This is a genomic window from Streptomyces sp. NPDC056527 (assembly GCF_042794475.1).
GTDB lineage: Bacteria > Actinomycetota > Actinomycetes > Streptomycetales > Streptomycetaceae > Streptomyces.
Map to the genome: position 1 here is coordinate 1 of NZ_JBHTTQ010000030.1, position 20,881 is coordinate 20,881.

At 71.0% G+C, this 20,881-nt stretch carries 19 protein-coding genes; 12 read left to right on the forward strand and 7 right to left on the reverse strand.

Annotation, left to right across the window (positions count from 1 at the left end; all coding sequences use genetic code 11):
- Positions 1–201: 201 nt before the first annotated feature.
- From ACFQ7Q_RS17095 to ACFQ7Q_RS17125, 7 genes are all read left to right on the forward strand, one after another.
- Positions 202–1,287 (forward strand): S-(hydroxymethyl)mycothiol dehydrogenase, encoded by a 1,086-nt coding sequence (locus ACFQ7Q_RS17095; protein WP_383555401.1) that lies wholly within the window; start codon positions 202–204, stop codon positions 1,285–1,287.
- Complete coding sequence (locus ACFQ7Q_RS17100) at positions 1,284–3,728, forward strand: FAD-dependent oxidoreductase (protein WP_383555405.1); 2,445 nt, start codon at positions 1,284–1,286, stop codon at positions 3,726–3,728. Before ACFQ7Q_RS17095 ends, ACFQ7Q_RS17100 begins: the two co-directional genes overlap by 4 nt.
- A gap of 13 nt (positions 3,729–3,741) precedes the next feature.
- Positions 3,742–4,896 (forward strand): N-methyl-L-tryptophan oxidase, encoded by a 1,155-nt coding sequence (gene solA / locus ACFQ7Q_RS17105; RefSeq protein WP_383555408.1) that lies wholly within the window; start codon positions 3,742–3,744, stop codon positions 4,894–4,896.
- Between the two features lie 10 nt (positions 4,897–4,906).
- Entirely contained in the window at positions 4,907–6,046 is a 1,140-nt protein-coding gene (locus tag ACFQ7Q_RS17110) for an aromatic ring-hydroxylating dioxygenase subunit alpha (RefSeq protein ID WP_383555411.1), read from the forward strand.
- 92 nt (positions 6,047–6,138) lie between these two features.
- A complete protein-coding gene (locus tag ACFQ7Q_RS17115) occupies positions 6,139–7,611 on the forward strand; it encodes an aldehyde dehydrogenase family protein (RefSeq protein WP_383555413.1) in 1,473 nt (490 codons plus the stop codon).
- 29 nt (positions 7,612–7,640) lie between these two features.
- Positions 7,641–9,197 carry an APC family permease gene (locus tag ACFQ7Q_RS17120; protein WP_383555416.1) on the forward strand — a complete coding sequence of 519 codons (1,557 nt, stop codon included), beginning with the start codon at positions 7,641–7,643 and terminating at the stop codon, positions 9,195–9,197.
- Positions 9,194–10,756: a GMC family oxidoreductase gene (locus ACFQ7Q_RS17125; protein WP_383555419.1), complete on the forward strand. Its 1,563-nt coding sequence runs from the start codon at positions 9,194–9,196 to the stop codon at positions 10,754–10,756. The genes ACFQ7Q_RS17120 and ACFQ7Q_RS17125 overlap by 4 nt, the downstream gene beginning before the upstream one ends.
- A gap of 43 nt (positions 10,757–10,799) precedes the next feature.
- On the opposite strand, the gene ACFQ7Q_RS17130 is transcribed toward ACFQ7Q_RS17125, so the two are convergent.
- Positions 10,800–12,602: a S8 family serine peptidase gene (locus tag ACFQ7Q_RS17130; protein ID WP_383555422.1), complete on the reverse strand. Its 1,803-nt coding sequence runs from the start codon at positions 12,600–12,602 to the stop codon at positions 10,800–10,802.
- A 234-nt stretch (positions 12,603–12,836) separates the two neighbouring features.
- On the opposite strand from ACFQ7Q_RS17130, the gene ACFQ7Q_RS17135 reads away from it, so the two are divergent.
- The gene (locus ACFQ7Q_RS17135) at positions 12,837–13,157 is read left to right on the forward strand and encodes a hypothetical protein (protein ID WP_383555425.1); all 321 of its coding nucleotides are present in this window, start codon (positions 12,837–12,839) and stop codon (positions 13,155–13,157) included.
- Between the two features lie 42 nt (positions 13,158–13,199).
- Here the strand turns inward: ACFQ7Q_RS17135 and ACFQ7Q_RS17140 are convergent, their stop codons facing one another.
- Positions 13,200–13,478 (reverse strand): hypothetical protein, encoded by a 279-nt coding sequence (locus ACFQ7Q_RS17140; protein WP_383555427.1) that lies wholly within the window; start codon positions 13,476–13,478, stop codon positions 13,200–13,202.
- Between the two features lie 179 nt (positions 13,479–13,657).
- Here ACFQ7Q_RS17140 and ACFQ7Q_RS17145 point away from each other — a divergent pair, with 179 nt between their 5' ends.
- Positions 13,658–13,849, forward strand: a complete 192-nt coding sequence (locus tag ACFQ7Q_RS17145) for a hypothetical protein (protein WP_383555430.1) — start codon at positions 13,658–13,660, stop codon at positions 13,847–13,849.
- Positions 13,850–13,898: 49 nt separating this feature from the next.
- Here the strand turns inward: ACFQ7Q_RS17145 and ACFQ7Q_RS17150 are convergent, their stop codons facing one another.
- Positions 13,899–15,122: an aromatic acid exporter family protein gene (locus ACFQ7Q_RS17150; protein WP_383555432.1), complete on the reverse strand. Its 1,224-nt coding sequence runs from the start codon at positions 15,120–15,122 to the stop codon at positions 13,899–13,901.
- Positions 15,123–15,301: 179 nt separating this feature from the next.
- On the opposite strand from ACFQ7Q_RS17150, the gene ACFQ7Q_RS17155 reads away from it, so the two are divergent.
- On the forward strand, positions 15,302–16,030 hold the full coding sequence (locus tag ACFQ7Q_RS17155; RefSeq protein WP_383555435.1) for a VOC family protein: 729 nt from the start codon (positions 15,302–15,304) through the stop codon (positions 16,028–16,030).
- Between the two features lie 24 nt (positions 16,031–16,054).
- On the opposite strand, the gene ACFQ7Q_RS17160 is transcribed toward ACFQ7Q_RS17155, so the two are convergent.
- The gene (locus ACFQ7Q_RS17160; RefSeq protein WP_383555438.1) at positions 16,055–16,666 is read right to left on the reverse strand and encodes a hypothetical protein; all 612 of its coding nucleotides are present in this window, start codon (positions 16,664–16,666) and stop codon (positions 16,055–16,057) included.
- Between the two features lie 161 nt (positions 16,667–16,827).
- On the opposite strand from ACFQ7Q_RS17160, the gene ACFQ7Q_RS17165 reads away from it, so the two are divergent.
- Positions 16,828–18,405 (forward strand): GMC oxidoreductase, encoded by a 1,578-nt coding sequence (locus ACFQ7Q_RS17165; RefSeq protein ID WP_383555440.1) that lies wholly within the window; start codon positions 16,828–16,830, stop codon positions 18,403–18,405.
- A gap of 2 nt (positions 18,406–18,407) precedes the next feature.
- Here ACFQ7Q_RS17165 and ACFQ7Q_RS17170 read toward each other — a convergent pair whose 3' ends face one another.
- Positions 18,408–18,887 carry a carboxymuconolactone decarboxylase family protein gene (locus ACFQ7Q_RS17170; RefSeq protein WP_383555443.1) on the reverse strand — a complete coding sequence of 160 codons (480 nt, stop codon included), beginning with the start codon at positions 18,885–18,887 and terminating at the stop codon, positions 18,408–18,410.
- Positions 18,884–19,963, reverse strand: a complete 1,080-nt coding sequence (locus ACFQ7Q_RS17175; protein ID WP_383555446.1) for a dihydrodipicolinate reductase — start codon at positions 19,961–19,963, stop codon at positions 18,884–18,886. Before ACFQ7Q_RS17175 ends, ACFQ7Q_RS17170 begins: the two co-directional genes overlap by 4 nt.
- A gap of 128 nt (positions 19,964–20,091) precedes the next feature.
- Between ACFQ7Q_RS17175 and ACFQ7Q_RS17180 the strand changes: the two genes are divergently transcribed.
- Entirely contained in the window at positions 20,092–20,451 is a 360-nt protein-coding gene (locus ACFQ7Q_RS17180; protein WP_383555448.1) for a DUF779 domain-containing protein, read from the forward strand.
- Positions 20,452–20,596: 145 nt separating this feature from the next.
- Here ACFQ7Q_RS17180 and ACFQ7Q_RS17185 read toward each other — a convergent pair whose 3' ends face one another.
- The gene (locus ACFQ7Q_RS17185; RefSeq protein ID WP_383555450.1) at positions 20,597–20,731 is read right to left on the reverse strand and encodes a hypothetical protein; all 135 of its coding nucleotides are present in this window, start codon (positions 20,729–20,731) and stop codon (positions 20,597–20,599) included.
- Between the last annotated feature and the right edge of the window lie 150 nt (positions 20,732–20,881).

A 20,881-nucleotide genomic window follows, 5' to 3' on the forward strand; every position in this document is an offset into this window, starting at 1 on the left:
CGCACCCTCCCCCCACGCCCCAACACCACGCGGGCCCGGGGAGCCCCGGCCCCGCGTCGTCGTGTGTCGGGAGCGTTTCGCTCCACCGACGGGTTTTGCCCGACGTTAACTCCGGCCTCTTGACGGCCCCTTGTCACCGTTCTCACTATGTTCCCCATCGCGCAACCCATCGTGCAATGCGCAACAACCGAGGAGCCCATCGTGTCGCATGAGGTTCGTGCCGTCGTTGCCGTCGAGAAGGGCGCACCCGTCGAGGTGCGGACGATCCTCGTCCCCGACCCCGGTCCCGGCGAGGTTCTCGTCTCCGTGCAGGCCTGCGGGGTCTGCCACACCGATCTGCACTACCGGGAAGGGGCGATCAACGACGACTTCCCGTTCCTGCTCGGCCACGAGGCGGCCGGCACCGTCGAGTCCGTGGGCGAGGGCGTCACCGACCTGGCGCCGGGCGACTACGTCGTCCTCGCCTGGCGGGCCCCGTGCGGCGCCTGCCGCTCCTGTCGCCGCGGCAGCCCCTGGTACTGCTTCGACTCCCGCAACGCGGCCCGTCCCATGACCCTGCCGGACGGGACGCCGCTCTCCCCCGCTCTGGGCATCGGAGCCTTCGCCGAGAAGACCCTGGTGGCGGCCGGACAGGCGGTGAAGGTCGACCCCGCCGCCCGGCCCGAGGCCGCCGGGCTCATCGGCTGCGGTGTGATGGCCGGTTACGGAGCGGCCGTGAACACCGGACGGGTCGGCAACGGCGACACCGTGGCGGTGATCGGCTGCGGCGGCGTCGGCAACGCGGCCATCGCGGGCGCCTGTCTCAACGGGGCCCGCAAGGTCATCGCCGTCGACATCGACGACAGAAAGCTGGACCGGGCGGAGAAGTTCGGCGCCACCCACACGGTCAACTCCCGTGGCACGGACCCCGTCGAGGCGGTGCGCGCGCTGACCGACGGCTTCGGGGTGGACATCGCCATCGACGCCGTCGGCCGACCGGAGACGTACAAGCAGGCCTTCTACATGCGGGACCACGCCGGTGTGCTCGTCCAGGTCGGCGTCCCGGACCCGGAGATGAGGATCGACCTTCCGCTGATCGACCTCTTCTCCCGCGGAGGCGCTCTGAAGTCGTCCTGGTACGGCGACTGCCTGCCGAGCCGCGACTTCCCGATCCTCATCGACCAGTACCTCTACGGCCTCCTGGACCTCAACTCCTTCGTCACCGAGACGATCGGGCTCGACGAGGTCGAGAACGCCTTCGCCAAGATGCACCGGGGCGAGGTCCTGCGCTCGGTGGTGGTCCTGTGACCGAGACCGCGCGGACACCTCCCCGTGTCGTGGTCATCGGCGCCGGCATCGTGGGCTGTTCGCTCGCCGACGAGCTGACCGCCCGCGGCTGGACCGATGTCACGGTCCTCGACCAGGGCCCCCTGCCCGCTCCCGGCGGCTCCACCTCCCACGCCCCGGGGCTGGTCTTCCGTACCAGCCCGTCCAGGACGCTCAGCGCCTTCGCCTCGTACACCGTGGAGAAGCTCCGCTCGCTCCGGGTCGACGGTCTGCCCTGCTTCGACGCCGTCGGCGGGCTCGAACTGGCCACCACCGAGGAGCGCTGGGCCGAGCTGCACCGGAGGGCCGGCTACGCCGCCTCCTGGGGGATCCGCGGCGAACTGGTCTCCGCCCGGCGCTGCAAGGAGCTGTGGCCGCTGCTCGACGAGAGCAGGGTCGTCGGCGGGTTCCACACCCCGGACGACGGCCTGGCCCGCGCGGTGCTCGCCTGTCGCGCCCAGCGGGAACGCGCCGAGTCGCGCGGCGCCCGGTTCCTGGAGCGGCACACCGTCACCGGCATCGAGCGGGAGGACGGCCGTGTCAGCGCGGTCGTCACCGACCGCGGCGTCTTCCCGGCCGACCACGTCGTGTCGGCGGCCGGATTCTGGGGCCCGGTCGTCGGGCGGATGGCGGGCGTCGACGTCCCGCTGCTGCCGCTCGCCCACCAGTACGCGAAGACCCGGCCGCTGCCGGAGCTCGCCGGTGTCGACACCCCCGGCATCGAGGCGTCCCGGCCGATCCTGCGCTTCCAGGACCGCGATCTGTACTTCCGCGAGCACACCGACCGGATCGGGATCGGCAGTTACGCCCACCGGCCGCTGCCCGTCGACCCGTTCGCCGTCCCCGCCTACGACGAGGCCCCGGTCATGCCCTCCTCGTTCCCCTTCACACCGGAGGACTTCGCGCCGAGCTGGGACGACTGCCGGGAGCTCATGCCCGCGCTCGCCGGAAGCGAGATCGAGGAGGGCTTCAACGGCGTCTTCTCCTTCACCCCGGACGGGATGCCGCTGCTCGGCGAGGCCCGTTCCCTGCGCGGCTTCTGGCTCGCCGAGGCCGTCTGGGTCACGCACTCGGCCGGAGCGGCTAAGGCCGTCGCCGAGTGGATGGTCGACGGGCGTCCCGCCCTGGACGTCCACGAGTGCGACCACACCCGGTTCGAGGACGCCCAGCGCTCCCCCGCGTACGTCCACGACCGCGGCGCCCGCCAGTTCGTCGAGGTGTACGACGTGCTGCACCCCCTGCAGCCCATGGAGGAGCCCCGCCCGCTGCGGGTGAGCCCCTTCCACGCCCGCCAGCGGGAGCTGGGCGCGTCCTTCCTGGAGGGCGGCGGCTGGGAGCGTCCGCACTGGTACGAGGCGAACGCCCCGCTCGCCGAGTCCGTCGACCTGCCGGCACGGGACGCCTGGTCGGCCCGCCACTGGTCGCCGATCGCCGCCGCGGAGGCCGGGGCGACCCGCGAGAAGGTCGCGCTGTACGACATGACGCCGCTGCGCAGGCTGGAGGTCACGGGACCCGGCGCGCTCGCCTTCCTGCAGCGGATGACGACGAACAACCTCGCGAAGAAGCCCGGGGCCGTGACCTACACGCTGCTGCTCGACGAGAGCGGCGGCATCCGTTCGGACCTGACCGTGGCGCGGCTGGCCGCCGACCGCTTCCAGATCGGCGCCAACAGCCGGGCGGACGAGGACTGGCTGCTCCGGCATGCGCCGGCCGACGTACACATCAGGGACATCACCTCCGGCACCTGCTGCATCGGGGTGTGGGGGCCGCTCGCCCGCGCCCTGGTGCAGCCGCTGACCCGGGACGACTTCTCGCACCGGGGCTTCGGCTACTTCCGCGCCAAGGAGACGTACCTCGGTCATGTACCGGTGACGGCGATGCGGCTCAGCTACGTCGGTGAACTCGGCTGGGAGCTGTACACCGGCGCCGATCTGGGGCTGCGGCTCTGGGACACCCTGTGGGAGGCAGGTCAGGAGCACGGAGTGATCGCCGCCGGACGGTCCGCCTTCAACAGCCTGCGCCTGGAGAAGGGATACCGCTCCTGGGGCCACGACATGACCGCCGAACACACCCCGTACGAGGCGGGTGTCGGCTTCGCCGTCCGGATGGACAAGGGCGACTTCGTCGGAAGGGCCGCGCTGGAGCGGTCCGGCGAGCCGCGGCGCAGGCTGACCCCGCTGCTCCTCGACGACCCCGCCGCGGTGGTCCTCGGCAAGGAGCCGGTGTACGTCGACGGCCGGGCCGCCGGGTACGTCACGAGCGCGTCCTACGGCTACACGCTGGGCCGCTGCGTCGCGTACGCCTGGCTGCCGCCGCTCGCCTCCGGCAGCGCGGTGCACATCGAGTACATCGGCGAGAAGGTCCCCGCCACCGTGGCCGACGAGCCGCTGTTCGACCCCGACATGAGCCGTATCCGCCGCTAGGAAGGTTCCAGGGATGTCACCCACCTATGACGTGATCGTCGTCGGCCTGGGCGGAATGGGCAGTGCCGCCGCCCACCATCTGTCCGCGCGCGGTGCCCGCGTGCTGGGCCTGGAGAAGTTCGGTCCGGTGCACAACCGAGGCTCCAGCCACGGGGGTTCGCGCATCACTCGGCAGTCCTACTTCGAGGACCCCGCCTACGTACCGCTGCTGCTGCGCGCCTACGAGCTGTACGAGGCGCTGGAGCGCGACACCGGCCGGGACATCGCGACGCTGTGCGGCGGCGTGATGGTCGGCCGGCCCGAGTCCCGCACGGTGTCCGGCTCGCTGCTCTCGGCCCGGCAGTGGGACCTGCCGCACGAGATGCTCGACGCGAAGGAGATCCGCCGCCGCTTCCCCACCCTCACCCCCACCGACGACGAGGTGGCGCTGTACGAGGCACGGGCGGGGCTGCTGCGCCCGGAGAACACGGTGGCGGCCCATCTCCAGCTCGCCACGCAGGCCGGCGCGGACCTGCACTTCGAGGAGCCGATGGTGCGCTGGGAGCCGTACCGCGAAGGGGTACGCGTCCACACCGCAGAGGACACGTACACCGCCGGGCAGTTGGTGATCTGCCCGGGTGCCTGGGCGCCCCGGCTCCTCGACGACCTGGGGGTGCCGTTCACGATCGAGCGGCAGGTCATGCACTGGTTCCAGCCCGAGGGGGGCACCCGCCCCTTCCTCCCGGAGAACCACCCGATCTACATCTGGGAGGACGCGGACGACGTCCAGATCTACGGCTTCCCCGCGATCGACGGCCCCGAGCTGGGCGCCAAGGTGGCCTTCTTCCGCAGGGGCGAGCTCTGCACCCCGGAGACCATCGACCGGACCGTCCACGACGACGAGGTCGCGGCCATGGCAGGACAGCTGTCCCGGCACATCCCCTCGCTGCCCGGCCGCTTCCTGAAGGCCGCCACCTGCATGTACTCCAACACCCCCGACGAACACTTCGTCATCGCGCGCCATCCGGAGCACCCCGACTCGGTCACCGTCGCCTGCGGGTTCTCCGGCCACGGCTTCAAGTTCGTGCCCGTCGTCGGCGAGATCCTCGCCGACCTGGCGTCGACCGGCACCACCGAGCACCCCATCGCGCTGTTCGATCCGCGGCGGCTGTCCGTCGCGCCCGCCTGAGGAGCCCGCCATGACGACCATGCCGCTGCCCCCGAGTCTGATCGCCACGCTCCCCGGCCACTTCTACACCGACCCGGAGATCTTCCGGCAGGAGCAGGAGCGGCTCTTCGAATCGATGTGGTTCTGCGCCGTGCGCGGCTCCGACCTCGCCGGGCCCGGCGCGTTCCGTACGGTCCGGATCGGCCGCGAGAGCGTGATCGTCACCCGTAACCGGGGTGGCGAGCTGCGCGCCTTCCTCAACGTCTGCCGGCATCGCGGCGCGCAGCTGTGCACCGAGGAGTCCGGCGCGGTGCGGCGCACGCTGCAATGCCCGTACCACGCCTGGACGTACGACCTCGACGGCAAGCTGATCGCGGCGCCGAACCTGGTGAGGATGCCCGACGTCGACCGCACGGCCTACGGCCTGGTGAGCGTGCATCTGCGCGAATGGCTGGGCTACGCGTGGGTGTGCCTGGCCGACGAACCGGCGTCGTTCGAGGAGACCGTGATCGGCGCGGCCGTGGAACGGCTCGGCGACGCCGCCTCCATCGAGCGGTACGGCACCGAGAAGCTCGCGCTCGGCAAGCGCGTCACGTACGACGTGAAGGCGAACTGGAAGCTGATCGTCGAGAACTTCATGGAGTGCTACCACTGCGCCACGATCCATCCCGAACTCACCGATGTGCTCCCGGAGTTCGCGGACGGCTACGCGGCCCAGTACTACGTGGGGCACGGCGCCGCCTTCGCCGACGAGGCCAAGGGGTTCACCGTCGACGGCAGCGAGGGTTTCGCCCGACTGCCGGATGTGGCCGAGGATCAGGACCGGCGCTACTACGCGATCACCGTCAAGCCGACCGTGTTCATCAACCTCGTCCCCGATCATGTGATCCTGCACCGGATGTTCCCGCTCGCCGAGGACCGCACGGTCGTCGAGTGCGACTGGCTGTACGCGCCCGAGGTCGTGGAGTCCGGCGCGGACGTCTCCAAGTCGGTGGAGCTCTTCCACCGGGTGAACGTCCAGGACTTCGACGCCTGCGAGCGCACCCAGCCGGCCATGGCCTCCCGGGCCTACCGGACCGGCGGGGTGCTCGTGCCCACCGAGCACCACATCGAGATCTTCCACGCGTGGCTGCTGGAGCGGCTGCGCTCCCACCCCTCCGACCAGGCGTGATCACCGTCACATTTCGCATACATCGCGGCCGTCGGGTGAGACACCAGCTGCCAGGGCCTTCGATACGGCGCTGACCAGGAGGAACGAGAGACATGCCCGAACTCTTCATCGGCGGTGCGTGGCGGTCCGCGCTCGACGAGCGGACCCGCGAGATCCGCTGCCCGGCCGACGGCAGCCTGGTCGCCGTGGTCGACGAGGCCGGCGGCAAGGACACCGTCGAGGCGATCACGGCCGCACGCCGTGCCTTCGACGAGGGCCCCTGGCCGTCGACCCCCGCCGCGGACCGCGGTGACCTGCTGCTGCGCGTCGCCGACCTGCTGGTCCGCGACAAGGACGCGCTGGCCCGCGCGGAGTCCCTCGACACCGGCAAGCGGCTGGTGGAGAGCGCGTACGACATGGACGACATCGCGAACTGCTTCCGCTACTTCGGGCGGCTCGCGGCGGCCGAGACGGGCCGGGTGATCGACACCGGCGGCGCCGGCGCCGACAGCCGGGTCGTGTACGAGCCGGTGGGCGTGTGCGGGCTGATCACACCCTGGAACTATCCGCTGCTCCAGACGGCCTGGAAGGTCGCCCCGGCGCTCGCCGCGGGCAACACCTTCGTGCTGAAGCCCAGCGAGCTGACCCCGCACACCGCGATCCATCTGATGCGGCTGCTCGCGGAGGCCGGACTGCCGGACGGCGTGGCCAACCTGGTGCTCGGCTCGGGTCCCGAGGCGGGCGCGCCGCTCGCCGACCATCCCGACGTCGACCTGCTGTCCTTCACCGGCGGACTGCAGACCGGCCGCCGGCTGATGGCGGCGGCCGCCGGGACGGTGAAGAAGGTCGCGCTCGAACTGGGCGGCAAGAACCCGAACATCGTCTTCGCGGACGCCGACTTCGAGGCCGCCGTGGACATGGCCCTGACGGCGGTGTTCCTGCACTCGGGGCAGGTCTGCTCGGCGGGCGCGCGTCTCCTCGTCGAGGACTCGCTGCACGACCGGTTCGTCGACGAGGTCGTGCGCCGGGCCGGGGAGATCCGGCTCGGCGGGCCCTTCGACGACCGCGCCCGGACCGGTCCGCTGATCTCGGCCGGCCATCGCGCCAAGGTCGAGGCGTATGTGCAGCGCGGGCTCGCGGAGGGCGCGGTGCTGCGCTGTGGCGGCGCCCGGCCCGAAGGGCCCGCGTACGACCAGGGCTTCTACTACCTGCCGACCGTCCTCGACGACTGCCATGCCGGGATGTCGGTGGTACGGGAGGAGTCCTTCGGGCCCGTCCTGACGGTGGAGCGCTTCCGCGACGGCGACGAGGACGAGGCGGTCCGGCTCGCGAACGACACGATCTACGGCCTCGCGGGCGCGGTCTGGACGAGCGACGAGGCCCGGGCCCGCCGGATGGCGGCGCGGCTGCGCCTCGGCACGGTGTGGATCAACGACTACCACCCCTATCTGCCGCAGGCCGAATGGGGAGGGTTCAAGCAGTCCGGCACGGGCCGTGAGCTCGGGCCGAGCGGTCTCGCCGAGTACCGCGAGACGAAGCACATCTGGCGCAACACCTCACCGGAGCCGCAGGGCTGGTTCGCCTGACGCGACCTCGACCGTTCAGGAGTCACACCATGGCAATCGCTCCACCATCCCCGGCGGCCGACGACGCCGAGCTCGCCGAGTTCGGCTACCGCCCCGAACTGAAGCGGACGCTGGGCAACTTCCACACGTTCGCTGCCGGCATCTCGTACATATCGATCCTCACCGGTACCTTCCAGCTCTTCTACTTCGGCTATGCCAGCGGCGGCCCCGCCTACTGGTGGTCGTGGCCGATGGTCTTCGTGGGGCAGTTCATGGTCGCGCTCTGCTTCGCGGAGCTGGCCGCCCGCTACCCGGTCGCGGGGTCCATCTACAACTGGTCCAAGAAGGTGGGCAATCCGCACATCGGCTGGCTGGCGGGGTGGATGATGCTCATCGCCTCGGTCGTGTCGATCGCGGCCGTGGCCCTCGCCTATCAGCTGACGCTTCCCCAGATCTCGTCGTTCTTCCAGTTCGTCGGGGACGGCTCGGGGACGTACGACGTGGCGACCAACGCGGTGCTGCTGGCCGCCGTGCTGATCCTCTTCACCACGGTCGTCAACGCCTTCGGTGTGAAGCTGATGGCGCGGATCAACACCGCGGGCGTCTTCCTCGAACTCATCGCCACCGTCGTGCTGATCGTGCTCCTCGCGATCAACGTCGTCAGAGGCCCGGAGGTCGTCACGGAGACGGCCGGCACCGGCGACGGGCAGAGCTTCGGGTACCTCGGGGCGTTCCTGATCGCCTCGCTCGCCTCGGCCTATGTGATGTACGGCTTCGACACCGCGGCCTCGCTGGGCGAGGAGTCCCTGGACCCGTCCCGCAACGCGCCGCGCGCGATCATCCGGGCGATCGTCGCCTCGTTCGTCCTGGGCGGGCTGATCCTGATCCTGGCGCTGATGAGCGTGTCGAGCCTGCGGGGCGAGAAGCTGTCCACGGACGGGCTGCAGTACGTCGTCCTCGACGTCCTCGGCCCGACGGCCGGCAAGGCGATGCTGTGGTGCGTGCTGATCGCCGTCACCGTCTGCGCTCTCGCGGTGCACACCGCGGCCGTACGGCTCGCCTTCGCCATGGCCAGGGACAACAACCTCCCCGCGTCCGGGCGGCTCGCGAAGGTCAGCCCGAGGTTCGGCACCCCGATCCTGCCGACCGTCATCATCGGTGTCCTCGCGCTGGCGATCCTGCTGGTGAACATCCGCCAGCCGCAGATCTTCACCGTGGTCACCAGCATCGGCATCGTGATGATCTACGTCGCCTATCTGCTCGTCACCGGGCCGATGCTGGTCGCCCGGCTGCGCGGCCGCTGGCAGCCCGCCGAGGGGAAGTTCTCCCTCGGCCGCTGGGGACTGCCCGTCAACATCCTGGCCGTGCTGTGGGGCGGGGCGATGACGCTCAACCTCATCTGGCCGCGGTCGGCCGTCTACAACGCCGCCGCCCCCTACCACTGGTACCTGCGCTGGGGCGCCGTCCTGTTCGTCGGCGCGATCGCGCTGGGCGGCTTCGCCTACTACTGGTTCGTCCAGCGGCACCGTACGGGCGTACTGGCGGAGCACGCCGCCGTCGCGTCCCCCGAGACCGCCGAGATGGAGAAAGAGGTCACCCCTTCATGACCGAGACGTTCGGCAGCGGAGAGTTCGACTACGTCGTCGTCGGCGGTGGAACCGCGGGCAACGTCGTCGCGGCGCGGCTCAGCGAGGACCCGTCGGTGACGGTCTGCGTGCTGGAGGCGGGACCGAGCGACGTCGGGAACGACGACGTCCTCAAGCTGGAGCGGTGGATGGGGCTGCTGGAGTCCGGCTACGACTGGGACTACCCGGTCGAACCCCAAGGCAGCGGCAACAGCTTCATGCGGCACGCCCGCGCCAAGGTGCTCGGCGGCTGTTCCTCGCACAACTCCTGCATCGCCTTCTGGGCGCCGGCGGAGGACCTCGACGACTGGGCGGGCGCCGGCTGTACGGGGTGGAGCGCGGCGGACCTCTTCCCGCTGTACCGCCGTCTGGAGAACAACGACGCCCCCGGTGACCACCACGGCAGGTCCGGACCCGTCAAGCTCCGCACCCTCAAGGGCGGGGACCCGTGCGGCGAGGCGCTGCTCAAGGCGTGTGCGCAGGCCGGGATCCCCACGACGCCCTTCAACAGCGGCTCGACGGTCGTGCGGGGCGCGAACTGGTTCCAGATCAACTCGGACGAGAACAACATCCGGCAGTCCTCCTCGGTCGCCTATCTCCACCCGATCCTGGGCAAGCGCCCCAACCTGGAGATACGCACCGGGGTACGGGCCAAGAAGCTGGTCCTCGACGGGCGGCGCTGTGTCGGCGCCGAGTACCTGGACCCGGACCTGATCCACACCCGGACGGTCCGCGCCCGGCGCGAGGTGATCGTCTCGTGCGGTTCCATCGACACGCCGAAACTGCTGATGCTGTCCGGCATCGGTCCCGCGGAGCATCTGCGGGAGACGGGCGTCGACGTGCTGGTGGACTCCGCGGGAGTCGGCGAGAACCTCCAGGACCACCCCGAGGGCGTCATCATGTGGGAGGCGGCGCAGCCGATGACCACGACGTCCAGCCAGTGGTGGGAGGCCGGCATCTTCTACGACACCGAGCCGGGTCTGGACCGGCCGGACCTGATGTTCCACTACGGGTCCGTGCCGTTCGACATGAACACCAGCCGGCACGGCTATCCGACGTCCGAGAACGCCTTCTGTCTGACGCCCAACGTCACCCGCGCCAAGTCCCGCGGCACGGTGCGGCTGCGGACGCGTGACTACCGTGACAAGCCGAGGGTCGACCCCCGGTACTTCACGCACGAGCACGACGCCCGGGTGATGACCCACGGCCTCAAGCTCGCGCGTCGCATCGCCGAGCAGCCCGCGCTGTCGGGGTGGGCGGGCGCCGAACTCGCGCCCGGGCCGGCCGTCCGTACGGACGACGAGCTGCTGGACTACATCCGCAAGACGCACAACACCGTCTACCACCCGGCATGCACGGTGAAGATGGGTGCGGACGACGACCCGACGGCGCCTCTCGACGCCCGGCTGCGGGTCAAGGGGGTGGAGGGACTGCGTGTCGCCGACGGGTCGGTGATGCCGGATCTCGTCACCGTCAATCCGTGCATCACGACCATGATGATCGGTGAGAAGTGCGCCGATCTGCTCCGCGAGGACGCATAGGGGTACGCCCGACCCGGCGGGTGCCGGGTCGGGCGCGCTCTGCCTAGAAGGTGAGGTTCCAGGCGTCGATCTTGCCGGTGTCCTGGGCTGCGTTGTCGTTCACACGGAGCTTCCAGACGCCGTTCGCGACCTCCGAGGAGGCGTTGACGGTGAAGGTCTGGACGATGTTGTCCGTGCCGCTGCCGGTCCGGTTGTGCACGGTGTACACCGAGCCGTCGGGGGCCACCAGGTCGACCTTCAGGTCACCGATGTAGGTGTGCTTGATGTCCACACCCACCTTGAGGGTGGCCGGCGCGTTGCCGGTGACGCCGCTGACCGTGATCGAGCTCTCCACGGTCGCGTTGTCGGCGATCGTGACGTCGCCGAGGTTCTCGAAGTACGCGCCGGGCGGCGGGGTGGAGCCGCCGACGGCCTTCAGCGCGTCGGCCGCGCCCTCGCCGAAGAAGCCGTTCTTGGTCGTGGTGCCCTTGCACCGGGTGTCCGAGGGGCACGCCCGGTCCGTGGCCTGCACGCCCAGCTGGTCCCGGATCTGCGCCGGGGTGAACGTCGGGTTCACGCTCGCGATCAGCGCCGCGACGCCCGCCACGTGCGGGGAGGCCATCGACGTGCCGTTCATGTTGCCGTACTTGCCGCCCGGGAGCGTCGAGTAGACACCGGAGGCGCCGTCGCCGCCGGGGGCCGCGATGTCGATCACGCCGTTGCCGAAGTTCGAGTACGAGGCCTTGGCACCGCCGTTGCCCTGCGCCGCGACCGTCACGACGCCCGGGAGCTCGGTCGGGATGTCGATGCAGGCGTTGGTGATGGTGCGGGTGACCGGCGTGGAGTCGTTGGGGCTCTCGCTGTCGGTCGTCTTGTTCGCCAGGTCGTAGTTGGAGTTGCCGGCCGCGGCGACCTGGAGCGAGCCCTTGCCCTCGGCGTACGCCTGGGCGCGCTTGACGCCCTCGATGATGGCGGCCTGGTCCACGTTGTCCGGGCAGTTGAACTGCCACGGGTCCGTGTAGTAGCTGTTGTTGGTGACCTTGAAGCCGTGGTCACCGGCCCACATGAAGCCGCAGACGGTGTTCTCGGCGAAGAAGAGGCTGCTGGTCGGCTCGGCGATCCGGACCGACGAGATCTTCACGCTCGGCGCGACGCCGATGACGCCCTTGCCGTTCTTGGCCGCGGCGACGGTTCCGGCGACGTGCGTGCCGTGGGTGCCGACGTCCCGCCAGGCGCCGGCGCGGGTGTCCGCCTTGCCGTAGGCGCAGGAGGCCGAGTCGGCGGCGTTGAAGTTGGGCGCGATGTCCTGGTGCTGGTCGTCGACGCCCGTGTCGAGGATGCCGACCTTCACGGAGGCCGAGCCGGTGGTGACGGCCCAGGCCTGATCGGCCTTGATCTGCGTCATGTCCCAGCGGTTGGACTCGGTGAGCGTCGTCGACGACTGCGCCGGGTTCGCGGGGAGCGCCGGGTTGTAGGCGTCGGCGGGGACGTCGGAGGTACGGGTGGCGCCGACCTGCTGGACGCCGGCGACCGTACGCATCGTCGAGGCGAAGCCCGTGGACGTCGAGTGGGCGACGATGACGCCGATGGCGTCGTACGAGGCGAAGACCGAACCGCCGTTGCTCGCCACGGCGTTGCGCACGGCCGTGGTGTCACCGGGAGCGGTGATGACGAGGTAGGCGCGGGTGCCGGCGGCCCAGGCGGCGGCCGGGGCCGCGGCGTTCGCCGTCGTCGACGCCGAGGCGCGGGAGGGCTCAGGGGTGGTCGATTCCACTGCCTGGGCCGGTGCGGCGAGAGCGACGGCCGCGCCGAGAGCGGCGGCGACCGCGACCGAGAGTCTCAGCCGGCTGGATATCTGGGAAAACAATGCGTCCTCCGATGACCGGGTGGCGCTGGTGGCGCCGACCTGGCCGTGTGTTGTGTGGGGTGGACGCAAGATCCCAGACGTTGCCGTGCGGAAGGAAGGATTCTGTCCGACAAGCCCGTTGGCGTTACAGAGTGTTGACCTGGCGCGGAGCCGGTCGGGGAGGGTTTCCGCCTCGATGCGGCACTTCGTTCCGGCTGGTACGTACCGCGTGCCGAGCGGGGCCCGGCGGCGGTCGTGGACGCCGTGCGAGTGCTGCCGGACGGGGACGACAGATGTGCGCGGTCGACCACCGGCCGGGCGCCGAGGGCGGGCCCGCATGAGAGCCCTGACACCCACCGGGCGACGGCACGGGCCGGCACGGCGCGTCGGCACGGGGCGGCACGGGACGGCACGGCGGCGGTCGAGAACGCCGGGCTCCGGCTACCTCAGGACGTGGCGGAGTCGGCGTTCGAGCCGTTCCGCAGCGGGGCGGGGGCGACGAGGCCCGGCCTCTCCATCGCCTCGTGGGTCGCCCACGCGCACGGCGGAGGCCTCACCGCGGGCCGGCGGGCGTGACGGGGCCCGCTTCGTGGTGCGCCTGCCGGTCCGGCCCGACCGTCAGTAGAGGCGCGGGGACATGACCTGAGGCTCGACGCCGGGCACTTCGAGGACGCAGCGGGGGATGCCGGGACCGGGCGCCGCCCGGACGGTCGCCGGGGTCGGCGGTTCGGTCGGCAGCTCGATGCGCACGACCACCGGGTGTCCCTGTCCGGTCGTGGCGTGCCCCGTCTCCTTGCCGTCGACGAGGACCTCCACGACGGCGGTGTGGCCGGTCTGGATCGTGACGCTGACCGAGTGCCCCGCGTAGTCGATGTGGAAATGGTGGCGTCGTCTCATGGGGTCGCCTCCGACCGGTCGCCGTCCACGCCCCCAGGACCAGGGTAGCCATCCGACACCGGGGCAGCCTGGTCGGCGGTCCGGGCGGCGTCACCCGAACAGCCGTCTTCCAGGCGTGCAACCACCCCTCCGTCCGGTGCACTGGAGAGGCAACACGTCCGCCGAGCATGGAGACGACCATGTACGAAATGCACGTCGGCATAGCGCCCCGAGACGGGGTCTTCGTCTGGCACGTTGCCGCCATGGGCACCGCGACCGCCCTGTGCGGGCAGTCCCTCCACGAGGAGCACCTCGAAGAGCGCGAGAGGACCGACCGTCACTGCACCCCCTGCATGAGTTCGTTCCAGGAGTTGATGAACGACCGGCATTGAGGGTGCGGGAGCTCGCGCCGGGGACCGCACGGCCCTGACGCGGCCCGGCCTAGACCTCGAGCCGGTCCCGCAGGGCCGACAGCGGAGTGCGCTTCGCGGCGCGTTCGCGCGAGTGGCGGTCGAGCTCCTCCATGAGGCGCCGACCGCGGTGACCGGGATCCAGCTCGTCGAGGATCCGGTCGATCTCCGCGAGCAGCGCGCCGTGGAGCTGCCACTGCCGGGGGTCCCGCAGGACTCCCCGGAGCAGCAGGTCGGCCACGTGGTCGCGGACCGCGCGGGTCGCGACGAGGTCCCCGGCGAGCCGTTCCTCCGCGGCGTCGGCGTTCGCGCTGACGCGTGCGGTGACGAGGACGGCGTAGCTCACGAGGGCGTCGGCGACGCGCGCCAGCAGGTCTTCGAGCGCGATCGCCACGTCCCTCGGGAAGAGCTCCTCCTCCCGGCGTTCCTTCGCGAGGTCGGCGAGCGTTCGGGCCAGGACGCGCAGGACGACGGCACAGATCTCCAGGGTGTCGAGCCCGGTGCGCAGGACGACGCGGTGCAGAAGCCCCTCCTTCACGCGCGGATTGAGGCGGAGGCTGTCCTCGGCCTGCCGCAGCGCCGCGTCGACGTCGGCCACGTCGTTGTCGAGCCGGCGCGCCTCGTGCAGCCGCGCCTCGTGCCGGCGCGCGGCGGCATACGCGACGGGGGCCTGGGTCGCGACCTCCTCGCCCATGCGCAGCAGCAGCTGCCGCATCCGCCGTGCCAGGTCCTCGATGGACTCCCCCGCCGATCCGACCCAGACCGGTGGCACGAGCAGGATGTTGAAGAGCAGGCCCACCACGGCCCCGATGAGGGTCTCCAGGACCCGGTCCCAGGCGGTGTTGGTGACCTGGGTGACGCCGAGGACGAGCATGGCGCTGATCGCGACCTCGGGCACGAACTCGTCGACGCGCACGAACCGGCCCACCACCAGCGAGGCCAGGATGATCAGCCCGAGACTCCACCAGGTGAGCCCGACCAGGGCGCTGAACGCGATCGCGATGATCACGCCGACCACCACGGCGTTGACGCGGCGGATCCCGGTCTTGAGCGTGGAGTAGAGCGTCACCTGGACGACGAGCAGGGCGGTGAGCGGCGCGGTCAGCGGGGCTGCCTCGCTGCTCAGCTGGAGGGCGACGACATAGGAGATCGTCGCCGCGGCGGTGGACCGGAGGGTCTGGACGACGACCGGGTCCCTGCGCCGCGCGAGCAGGTCGGCCAGCGGTTCTCGTAGCGCGGCGCGCACGTCCGTCACCTTTCAAGGTTTTCGCACCCTCGGCCGCTTCGCACGCCGTACCGGGACGGCCCGCCGGAATGGCGATCTCGTCGGGGGTACGGTGGGATGGAGAACGATCACGCGTCCACGACGGATGGATGAAGGTTGTGTCGACCTCGAGCCATGCGGTGTCCGGCGCCCCCTGTTGGGTCAGTCTCATGGCCCGGGACCTCCGAGCCGCCGAGTCCTTCTACGGTGCCGTCTTCGGCTGGGAGTTCCGGCCCACCCGTTTGGGTGAGGAGTTCTCCGTCGCCATGAGCGAGGGGGCTCCCGTCGCCGGGATCGGCGCCTTGGCGCCCCGCCTGGCCGTGGCGGTCGCCTGGACGCCGTACTTCGCCGTCGACGACGCCGATCTGACCGCGGCCCGCATCCGGGAGCGCAGTGCCACCGTGGCCGTCGGACCCCTGCGGTTCGGTACGGGCCGGGCTGCGCTGGCCTCCGACCGCGAGGGCGCCGTCTTCGGCATCTGGGAGGGCGAGGTGATCCCCGACTGGAGTGTCGGCAAGGGAGGCGCCCCGGCCTGGCTGGAGCTGCGGACGAGGAACGCCTTCGACGCGGCCATCTTCTACGCCGAGGTGCTCGACTGGGCCGGCGAGCGGCCCGGCTGCTGCCAGGTCGCCTACGAGGACGACCGCGTGGTGCTGAGCCACGCGGGCGTCACCGTCGCCCGGCTGTTCGGCGGCGCGGTGGAGGCGGCCCCCGATCCTCAGGTCAGGCCGCGCTGGCACGTGCACTTCCGGGTGTCCGACGTCGACATCGCCGCCGAGATGGCCGTCAAGGCGGGCGGTACGACCGCTTCGGCGGTCCTGCCCTCGGGGAACGGCCGGCGCATCACGCTGCGCGATCCGGACGGCGGGCTCTTCACGGTCTCCGACAGCGTGGAGTGACCGTGGGGCGCCTCGCGCGGGAGGTCACTCGCCCGCGTGCGCGGCCCGGCGGATCGTCGCGTCGAGAAGGGCCAGGGCCTGGTCCGCGGTGCGTCCCGGCGCGCGGTTCCAGGGGCCGATGAGGCCGGTCCAGCCCTGGGCGCGCAGTTCGGTGACGATCCAGGCGGCGGAGCGGTTCATGGTGTCGGCGCTGCCGTAGCCGAGGCGGTGCGCGGTGAGCAGGGCGCCGCAGAGGCAGCGGGCGCCCCGGGCGTCGCGGAGTCGGTACGGGCGGTTCTGCCAGCCCCACTCGACGAGGACGTGGCGGGCGTGGCCGAGGTGGGTGGAGGGGCGCAGGTCGGTCTGTCCGATGCGGCGCCAGGTGTGGAGCCGGTCGGGCAGGACCGCGCCGAGGCGTCCGGGGAGCCGCCGTTCGGCCGGCGGGGGCGTGGTGAGGCCGGCGAGGGCGGTGGCGACGAGCTGGTCGACGGGGACGCTGAGCAGCCGGCGCCACTCCTCGGGCGGGGTCTCGACGGGGGCGGGTGGCGCGTCGGCGGGGGCGCCCCAGTGCCGGACGATCTCCTGCCAGGCGGCGGTGTCGTGGAGCCGCGCGGCGGCGCGGTCGACGGTCTCGGGGGCAAGGGTCGGCAGGGGCATGGGGCGCTCCGGGCTCAGCGGTTCTCCAACTCATCAGAATGTCGGCTTTGCCCCGATCATTCTTGAGCGATCCACCCAAAAGTTACCAATCGGTATGTCGTGACTTCCCATCCGGGCGGCAGTAGAACTCGTTCCCATTCCACCCGACAGTGAGGAACAACATGGCTGTCTCACGCCGTGGATTCATCACGGGAACAGGTTCTATTCTCGGCGCTCTGGCGCTCCCCTCACACGCCTACGGATCGACCACACAGGCCCGCATCCCCGCACTGGTGATCGGCACCGGCTACGGCGGTTCCGTCGCCGCGCTGCGCCTCGCCCAGGCGGGCGTCGACGTCCACATGGTCGAGATGGGCATGGCCTGGGACACCCCCGGCCCCGACGGCAAGATCTTCGCCAACACGACCACGCCCGACTACCGCTCGTTCTGGCTCCGCACCCGGACCAAGCAGCCCCTGAGCCAGTTCCTCGGCTTCCCGCTCGACAAGGACGTCCCCCGGCACACCGGCATCCTGGACGCCGAGGAGTTCGGCGGCATCACCGTCTACCAGGGCCGGGGCGTCGGCGGCGGTTCACTGGTGAACGGCGGCATGGCGGTCACGCCGCGCCGGGAGAACTTCGGGGCGATCCTGCCCTCCGTGAACGCCGACGAGATGTACGACGTCTACTACCCCCGGGCCAACGCCGGCCTCGGGGTGAACCACGTCGACCCCGCCTGGTGGGAGAGCGCCGCCTGCTACCAGTACGCCCGGGTCGGCCGTAAGCACGCCCAGCGCTCCGGCTTCCCGTTCGTCTTCGTGCCCAACGTCTACGACTGGGAGTACATGAAGCAGGAGCAGGCCGGCGCCGTGCCCAGGTCTGCGCTGGCCGGCGAGGTGCTCTACGGGAACAACCACGGCAAGAAGACCCTGCAGAAGACCTATCTGGCCCAGGCCCGGGCGACCGGCCGGGTCACCGTCACACCGCGGCACCGGGTGACGTCGGTGACCCCGGCGTCGGGCGGCGGCTACACGGTCGTGATGGACGTGCTCGACAGCGGCGGGAACATCACGGCCACCACCTCCGCCGTCGCGGACCGGGTGTTCTTCGCGGCCGGCAGCGTCGGCACCAGCAAGCTGCTGACCAAGCTGAGGGCCACCGGCGCGCTGCCCCTCCTCAACGGCGAGATCGGCCAGGGCTGGGGTGACAACGGCAACGTCATGTGCGGCCGCGCGAACCACATGTGGGACCCGACCGGAAAGCTCCAGTCGTCCATGCCCACGGCGGGCATCGACAACTGGGCGGCGGGCGGGGCGTTCGCCGAGGTGGCGCCGCTACCGACCGGCATCGAGACGTACGCCTCGTTCTATCTGTCGATCACCAAGAACCCGCACCGCGCCGCCTTCTCGTGGAACGCCGCGGCCGGCCGCGTCGACCTCAACTGGCAGACCGCCTGGAAGCAGCCGTCCATCGACGCAGCGAAGACCATCTTCGACAAGATCAACGCGAAAGAGGGCACGATCTACCGCACCGACCTCTTCGGCGCGTACAAGATCTGGGGCGACCACCTCACGTACCATCCGCTCGGCGGCGCGGTGCTGAACCGCGCCACCGACAACTACGGTCGCCTCCACGGCCATCCGGGCCTCTATGTGATCGACGGCGCGCTGATCCCCGGCAACACCAGCGTCAACCCCTTCGTCACCATCACGGCGCTCGCCGAACGCAACATCGAGAAGATCATCGCCACCGATCTCTGAGGTCACTGGGTGGGCAGCACACACACCGCGTCGAGGCCCAGCACCCGGTTGAGCCGCCCGAACGACAACCAGGAGCCGATGCTCATCGTCAGCTCCACGATCTCGGGCTGACTGTAGTGAGCGGTCATACGAGTCCAGAACTCCTCGTCGAGACCGTGATGATCCAGGGCGTACCGCTCGGCGTACTCCGCGGCCAGCCGCGTACGGTCGTCGAAGACATCGGTGGTGCGCCACTGGGACACCGCGTCCGCGAACGACTCCTCGACCTTCTCGCCGTCGCGGTCGGTCCGCCAGTCCAGGCAGAACAGACACCCGTTGATCTGCGCGATGCGCAGCCGCGCCGCCTCGAACTCACGTAGTCCCAGGGTCGTATGGGCGTAGACGGAGAGGGAGAAGTTCGCGGCGGCCGTCCCGATCTCGGGGACGATCTCGCCCCATACGTACTCGATCGGGTGCCTGCCGTCGGGGACGTCGATTCTCATGGCCGTTTCCTTCCCAGTCGGCCCACTGCGGGCCGCAGCGGGACGTCGAGCGCGTCGTAGAGGCCGGGCTTCGCGTCCACGAGCCAGTCGACGGCGTTCACCAGCCGGCCGACGGCGGTGGCGTTCCCGCCCGCGGAACGGTTCTCGCCCTCGTCGCTCGCCTCCACCGTGACCTCGATGCGCGGGCGTCCCTCGATGACCACCCGGTGCGCTCCCGTGCCGTCGGGCGGCGTCGGCCAGTCGGGGGCGCAGGAGGGGTGGATGCGGGTGATGTGCTCGATGACGATGCGGGGTTCGCCGTCGACGACGCCCTGCACCTCGAAGCGCACGGCGCCCTGTGTGCCGGCCTCGAAGACGCCCATCGTCCGCGTGGTGACCGTGACGTCGAGGGCGCGCCGCTCCAGGGTCTCGCGGATCTCGTCGAGTTCGACGCCGAGGGCGCGGGCCATGAGCCGGAGCTGACCGCCCCACACCATGGTCGGTATGGACGGGGCGAGCATCAGGGGCTCGTACTCCATCGGGTGCCCCATGCCGATGAGGTGGCGGACCGAGTCCTCCTGCTCGTACGTGGAGTAGTCGAAGATCTCCTGGCAGCGGATCGCGTCCACGGTGGTGCCGAGGCCGCTGATCAGCAGGGGGAGCACGTCGTTGCCCCAGCCGGGGTCCACGCCGGAGACGAAGAGCGAGCCGCCGCCCTCCGCGACGGCGGCGAGCACCGGGTCCCGGAACTCCGGCGGGGCGCTGCGCGGGTCGTAGAGCGGGTAGAGCGCGGGGGTCACCACCACCGCTCCCGCGCGGACGGACCTGACGACATCGGCGAGCGCCTCGTCGGGCCGGATGTCGCCGGAGGCGGCGTACACCACCGCTCGGGGGCGCGCCGCGAGCACGGCGTCGATGTCGTCCGTGGCCGCGACGCCCAGGGCGCGGTCGAGACCGGCGAGTTCGCCCGCGTCGCGGCCGACCTTGGCCGGATCGTGGACGAGGACGGCGGCGAGTGCGAGCGCCGGGTGGGCGTCGACGGCCCGCAGGGCCGCGCGGCCGACGTTTCCGGTGCCCCAGACAACGGTCGGAATCATGCGGGGAAGAGTAACCTGACGGATCGTCAGTTCCTAGAGGCGCGGACGATTTCGGCGGACGCAACCCTCTCGCAACGTCCGTCGGTGTTCGCTGGACCACCGAAGGACCCACGAGGAAGGGGCGGGAGATGGATCGACCCGGAGCGCGGGTGGAGTTGACGCCCGCCGCGGCCGACCTGGTGCGGCGGCTGCGGGAGTCGCACGGTCCGCTGATGTTCCACCAGTCGGGCGGCTGCTGCGACGGCAGTGCGCCGATGTGCTACCCGGACGGGGAGTTCCGCACCGGCGCCTCGGACGTGCTGCTCGCCGCCCTGGAGGTCGCCGGCGTCGCGGAGCAGGTCCCGTTCTGGATGTCGAAGGCGCAGTTCGAGCTGTGGAGTCACACCCGGCTGATCGTGGACGTCGTACCGGGGCGGGGCAGCGGGTTCTCCCTGGAGGCCCCGGAAGGCGTCCGCTTCCTCATCCGTTCCCGCCTGGTCGGCTCCTGACCTGAACGGGGGTGCCGGCCGGAGGACGGGGCGCCCAGGTCCCACTGCTCGCGCAGGGTCGCGATCAGTAGTCTGATCCTGCCGGATGTCGCTGATCCGCTGCCTGAAGGTTCTTCCCACTCAATGCTTCCGCGAGCGTTCCCGGTCAGCCCCTGGCTGCCGCGGCCGCGGGCTGGTCGGTGTCGCCGTGCCAGGTGGGCCGGCCGAGGAGGCGGGGGCGTTCGGTGACCCAGGCTCGGGCGTCCGTGCCGATCTCGGCGCTGATCAGGAGTTGGCGCATCCAGGGCCGTCGTCGAGCAGTGGCGGGGCGCCGTGGCCGAGGTAGAGGACCGGCTGGGGACCGTCGGCGGGGGTCCGGTCGCGCTGGGCGCGGCCCGGCGCAGGGCGCCGGGCCGGAACTCGTCGTAGGCGTCGACGGGATCGAGGACAC

Coding starts and splice junctions, on each gene's coding strand:
- solA (WP_383555408.1), top strand. CDS start 3,742: ATGTCACCCACCTATGACGTGATCGTCGTCGGCCTGGGCGGAATGGGC.
- ACFQ7Q_RS17110 (WP_383555411.1), top strand. CDS start 4,907: ATGACGACCATGCCGCTGCCCCCGAGTCTGATCGCCACGCTCCCCGGC.
- ACFQ7Q_RS17115 (WP_383555413.1), top strand. CDS start 6,139: ATGCCCGAACTCTTCATCGGCGGTGCGTGGCGGTCCGCGCTCGACGAG.
- ACFQ7Q_RS17120 (WP_383555416.1), top strand. CDS start 7,641: ATGGCAATCGCTCCACCATCCCCGGCGGCCGACGACGCCGAGCTCGCC.
- ACFQ7Q_RS17125 (WP_383555419.1), top strand. CDS start 9,194: ATGACCGAGACGTTCGGCAGCGGAGAGTTCGACTACGTCGTCGTCGGC.
- ACFQ7Q_RS17140 (WP_383555427.1), bottom strand. CDS start 13,478: ATGAGACGACGCCACCATTTCCACATCGACTACGCGGGGCACTCGGTC.
- ACFQ7Q_RS17145 (WP_383555430.1), top strand. CDS start 13,658: ATGTACGAAATGCACGTCGGCATAGCGCCCCGAGACGGGGTCTTCGTC.
- ACFQ7Q_RS17155 (WP_383555435.1), top strand. CDS start 15,302: ATGGCCCGGGACCTCCGAGCCGCCGAGTCCTTCTACGGTGCCGTCTTC.
- ACFQ7Q_RS17160 (WP_383555438.1), bottom strand. CDS start 16,666: ATGCCCCTGCCGACCCTTGCCCCCGAGACCGTCGACCGCGCCGCCGCG.
- ACFQ7Q_RS17165 (WP_383555440.1), top strand. CDS start 16,828: ATGGCTGTCTCACGCCGTGGATTCATCACGGGAACAGGTTCTATTCTC.
- ACFQ7Q_RS17170 (WP_383555443.1), bottom strand. CDS start 18,887: ATGAGAATCGACGTCCCCGACGGCAGGCACCCGATCGAGTACGTATGG.
- ACFQ7Q_RS17175 (WP_383555446.1), bottom strand. CDS start 19,963: ATGATTCCGACCGTTGTCTGGGGCACCGGAAACGTCGGCCGCGCGGCC.
- ACFQ7Q_RS17180 (WP_383555448.1), top strand. CDS start 20,092: ATGGATCGACCCGGAGCGCGGGTGGAGTTGACGCCCGCCGCGGCCGAC.
- ACFQ7Q_RS17185 (WP_383555450.1), bottom strand. CDS start 20,731: ATGCGCCAACTCCTGATCAGCGCCGAGATCGGCACGGACGCCCGAGCC.